The organism is Sporomusa sp. (genome assembly GCF_035561255.1).
Classification (GTDB): domain Bacteria; phylum Bacillota; class Negativicutes; order Sporomusales; family Sporomusaceae; genus Sporomusa.
The window spans coordinates 1-4588 of record NZ_DATMXX010000123.1; the positions used below are offsets into that span (position 1 = coordinate 1).

Consider the following 4588-nt stretch of genomic DNA (forward strand, 5'->3'; position numbering starts at 1 on the left):
ATATATAGTCTTTAATTTTAGGTATAATATCAGGGTCTATCTGTAAACTTCCGTCTGATTTCATTTTCCATCTGATATTATCCATTGATTCCCCTCCTACGGTTTTAAATCGTAAGGTATTAATATCGAAGTCCTCCATAAACTCAATTGTTTCAATTTGCTTTTTGCGTTTTTCCTCCCAATAATTTTGACGAATCTTCTCTAATTGGTTAAAGAATTCAGGGGGAGCGATCTCAACACCTGATGATCTATTACCCGGATTATAAAAGAATCTAATACGACCGTTACCCTTTGTTTCGGCATACCCCCAAGTTCCTAATGCACTTGGTTCCTCCCATTCGGTAGACAAAACAATCCATGAGTCAATCCATTTTGAATAACACGAATCACATATAAAAGTATGATCTGTTCGCCTGTTGTATTGGTCATACTTCTGAATACATTGGACTTCACTTGATTTTATGGGTTTCTTACAGGTATTACACTCGATTTTCAAAATTTCATATACTTTACTCATTATTGCAATGCCACCTTTTCAATTAATTGATTCGCGAATGATTCCGGTATATCGCACGGCACACCGCGAATATTATAAGGTCTTCCGTATCCATAAATATGGACATCGGCATATGTACGACCGTTTTTTAATGTAACTGAACAAGCGACTTCGCCTAAATATCTTTCGGTTACTTTTACGGATTCAATAGTCCAGGCTGCAGATTCAGATTCAATACACGAGTCGCATACGAGTTTTATTTCAGTGTATCCGTATTGCCTAAACTTGAGATACTTAATATTTTCTTTTGGTTCATACTGCTGATTGCATACTGAGCAACACAATTCCAATTCATGATACTCTTTCATTAGTTATCACCATCCGGGAAAATTTCTTTTAATACGGATTCGTCACCAATTGTCTCAAATAATGCCAGAGCTTCGTTTTCTAATACTTGAACTTTGTCATTAGTTAATCGGAGTTCGTTTAAGAGTTCCTTAATTTTTTCGATTGTTTGACTTTTGTCCATTTACATATCATTCCTTTTGTTATTTATTTAGTTCGGACTTAAGCCCGATCCTATTTCTACTGCTTTAGGTCTGAGACTCGACACTCAAGCAACTTCGCCAATCTTATCCATATATCAGGACTTGGTTCAGTGTGACCATTCTCGACTAGGCTCAAATAAGTACGGGAAATATTACATAATGCTGATAGTTGTCGTATAGTCATTCTTTTTTTTGTCCTGGCAACCATTAATCCAATACGCTTACTAATCTTACACACCCCCTTATTTAACGGTAAGCGTCAAGCCAAGCCCACATGGGAATAAAAAACCACCTGGGGTAATATGAAAATACTACCTCAAGTGGTTGCTTTGAATGTATCCCTATTATGATTTTGTTTGCGGCATCTTACAATGTAGAGGAATTTCCGCTGCCCACGGCAGCAGTTTGTCTACACATTCATAATCATGCTGCTGAATCTGTTTGAATACATATTCCAGATACGCTTGCGGCTTCAAACCATTTTCGATGGCTGTTTGAATCAAGCTGTATATGTCCGCCGAAGATTTTGCTCCACCGGGGGTGTTGCAAAATAGCCAATTTTTGCGGCCAATGACAAAGGGCTTTATAGAGCGTTCCGCTCGGTTATTCGATAATTCGATACGGCCATCGTCTAAAAATGCTAGCAAGTACTTCTTTTGATTTTGGGCATACGTAAACGCCTTGCCCAACAGACTTTGTGGCAAAGTTGTACGAGAACACGTATCGACCCATGCAAAAAACGCTTCGATGAGTGGCTTTGATTCACTTTGCCGCACAGTATGCCGCTTTTCCGCCGTCATCGTTTCTGCCCGCTTTTCGATCGCGAATAATTGATTGCAATAGGAAAGGCCTATATCTTCGGGAAGGCCGGCTTTATTGGAGGCTGCACCAAGTTGCGCTTCATTGAATTTTCTGCGGGCATGTGCCCAGCAGCCGCACAAGGTCACGCCTTGTTCTTCCAACTGGTGATAGCCATTCCAGCCATCGGTATGAAGATATCCCGTAAATCCCGATAAATATTGTTTAGCGAATCGTCCGCTACGGCCTTCTTGATAGTCATACAATACAATCGGTTTTGAGGAATCACCCGATGTCCGGTATACCCACATATAGGAGTTGGTCTGTGTGGGTCTGCCTGGTTCACACAAGACTTCCAGCGTGGTTTCATCGGCATGCAGTACTTCGCGGGTTAGCAACTCCCGTTTGAAAGTTTCCAGGATGGGGGCTAATAGCGTTGCACCTTTAATGACCCAATTGGAAAGGTTCTGCCTAGATAAAGCGACACCAAGCCGTTTGAACTCCTGTTCCTGGCGGTAAAGCGGCATGGCATTGACGAACTTTTGACTCATGATATACGCCAACAGTTCAGCAGATACCATACTTTTCGGCAGCAGCGCCTTGGGAGCTGTTGCCGTAATGACCGGCGTTTGAATGTCATGCTTTTCGCAGTTGCGGCAGCTATAGACACAACTGACATGTTCGATGACTTTAACTGTAGCCGGAATAATGGTCAATTCTTTGCGTACTTCTTTGCTCATCACATGGAGCATTTCGCCGCATTGCGGACAAGCGGACTCTTCTTCCGTTATTTTGTATTCGATCACTTCCACTGGAAGATGTTTGGTTGATTCACCGCGTTTGCCTTTTTTCCGTGAAACGCTTATCGTTTCGGGATCCGGCTCTTGAATGAGCGGCTGCCGATCGGCTTCCGCTTCATTAAACAAGCTAAGTTGATCCACTCCCTCATAGTGGCTGCGTTCAGAGGACTTGCCAAACAATTTTTGGCGGCTGAGCTTGAGTTGCTCGATATACCACTTGTTGAGCGCTTCGAGTTCTTGGATACGGGCTTTCAACGCTGCGATTTCGTTTTCCATTTGTGCTTGTGTCTGCATAAAAGTCCTCGTTTCCGGTCGATTTCTTACCTTTTATTATACCGGAAAATAGGACGAAAAGCCACTAAAACACCGTATTTAGCGGCTTTTCAGCACTTCGGTGCGGCGTAGTTTTTGCTCGATTCCAGGACTTTGGATCAGGTTCCAGAGCTCATCGATGCTCAGCGTCATTGTGCGGCTTTCGCCGACTGTCGGCCATTTGAAATGACCGCGCTCCAAGCGTTTAAAATGCAGCCAGAAGCCATTGTCTTCCCAGGTTAGTATCTTCAGTCGATTACGCTGCCGGTTGCAAAAGACAAACAGTGCTTTCTCGAAGGGATCGAGGTCAAAGCTGTTTTGAATGATGGCACTCAGACCGTTGATGGATTTGCGCATATCGGTATCGCCACAGGCTAGGAATACTGGTAGAGTTTCTGACCGTTTTAGCATAGTTCCTTCATCACTTTGAGCACGGAAGCGAACAGCTTTAGATTCGTATTGCTAGCAACCGCGACGGTGAATGGACCAATCTGCACCTGGAGTCGATCCGATTTTGTTTCTGCAATCGTATTTACAGATACCCAGGTTTGCAAGGGTGGCGCATTTTCCAGGTTCCACTCCTTTTGTACCCAGCGCTGCAAGGTGCTCAGTCCGATCCCATTTTCCTTGCACCACTGTTTGCTAGAGAGACCACTGGTTTTATATGCTTCCAGCAACGCTGTTTTTTCTGTGGCGCAATAGCTTCGGCGTGTTTGTTTTACCTTTGTTTCCATGATTGATACCCCCTTACAAACATTATCTCAGTTCTCAGGGGCGCAAACTATGTGGCGTTACTTTGACGCTTACACATGGTCATACCATATCAAATAGTTAGTCGCCTACCAAACGGTACATAAGCATCGAAAATTTTATTGTTATGCAGCCGGTTTTTGCACCTTACTTAAGTATTGGTCAACAATTCTTCTTATTTCCGGATCCATTGGCACTTTATCATCAATAGGATATAACCTGCCACTGTGAGAAACTAATACCCATGTACCATTTTTATTTTCATATTTCAGATCAATCCGGCCAAGGTAGATGTTGTCTTCGCCACCGGCTTGGACGATCGGAATGCCGCCGCTGCGGTAAATGGGTTGCTTAATAACGTAATGGTCGTCAGCTCCAATAATGAGAGACAAGCCGCTGCCGGCAAGTTTCATATCCATCTGTACATCGGCAGCAAGGCCGGCGTGAGAGAGCAATAGTTGAATATTTGATTCCTCTTTTACTTTGGGAAGTAGGGTTTTGACTGTCAACAGTGGGTCTTCTACTATTTTATTTGAGGCTTGAGGATAACCTTTTACTTTCATAGAAGAGACACCGATGATACCTACCGTGATACCGTTCACTGATTTAATTATGTAAGGCTTTACTCCAGGTAGGTAGCTATCATCATTGTTTTTTATATTTGCGCACAAGGTAGGGAACTTTGCCTGCTTAATTAGATTATACATCTTTTCATCGGCAACAGATTGATCTGGATGGCCTTTGAACTCGTTGTTACCAAGCTCCCATACGTCATAGTTCAGGGCATTAAAAACTGCCATTTCCAATTCCCCGTAGAAAACCTTATGATACGGCCCGCGAACGAAAATATCTCCTGCGTCTACGAGTAGAACATTTTGCGCTTC

8 protein-coding genes are annotated in these 4588 nt (G+C 43.1%); all 8 read right to left on the minus strand.

Going from position 1 to position 4588, the window contains the following annotated elements:
* The coding region (locus tag VN379_RS07250) for a hypothetical protein (protein ID WP_325532323.1) at positions 1-517 on the minus strand (517 nt) is incomplete at its 3' end.
* On the minus strand, positions 517-864 hold the full coding sequence (locus VN379_RS07255) for a hypothetical protein (protein ID WP_325532325.1): 348 nt from the start codon (positions 862-864) through the stop codon (positions 517-519). The genes VN379_RS07255 and VN379_RS07250, both read right to left, overlap by 1 nt.
* Complete coding sequence (locus tag VN379_RS07260) at positions 864-1025, minus strand: hypothetical protein (protein ID WP_325532327.1); 162 nt, start codon at positions 1023-1025, stop codon at positions 864-866. The genes VN379_RS07255 and VN379_RS07260 overlap by 1 nt, the downstream gene beginning before the upstream one ends.
* 56 nt (positions 1026-1081) lie before the next feature.
* Positions 1082-1252, minus strand: a complete 171-nt coding sequence (locus VN379_RS25115; RefSeq protein WP_414714967.1) for a helix-turn-helix domain-containing protein — start codon at positions 1250-1252, stop codon at positions 1082-1084.
* A 136-nt stretch (positions 1253-1388) separates the two neighbouring features.
* Positions 1389-2936 (minus strand): IS66 family transposase, encoded by a 1548-nt coding sequence (gene tnpC / locus VN379_RS07265; RefSeq protein ID WP_325525100.1) that lies wholly within the window; start codon positions 2934-2936, stop codon positions 1389-1391.
* Positions 2937-3014: 78 nt separating this feature from the next.
* Positions 3015-3365, minus strand: a complete 351-nt coding sequence (gene tnpB / locus VN379_RS07270) for an IS66 family insertion sequence element accessory protein TnpB (protein WP_325525098.1) — start codon at positions 3363-3365, stop codon at positions 3015-3017.
* Positions 3359-3688 carry an IS66 family insertion sequence element accessory protein TnpA gene (gene tnpA, locus VN379_RS07275; protein WP_325525096.1) on the minus strand — a complete coding sequence of 110 codons (330 nt, stop codon included), beginning with the start codon at positions 3686-3688 and terminating at the stop codon, positions 3359-3361. The genes tnpB and tnpA overlap by 7 nt, the downstream gene beginning before the upstream one ends.
* 141 nt (positions 3689-3829) lie before the next feature.
* The coding region (locus VN379_RS07280; RefSeq protein WP_325532329.1) for a hypothetical protein at positions 3830-4588 on the minus strand (759 nt) is incomplete at its 5' end.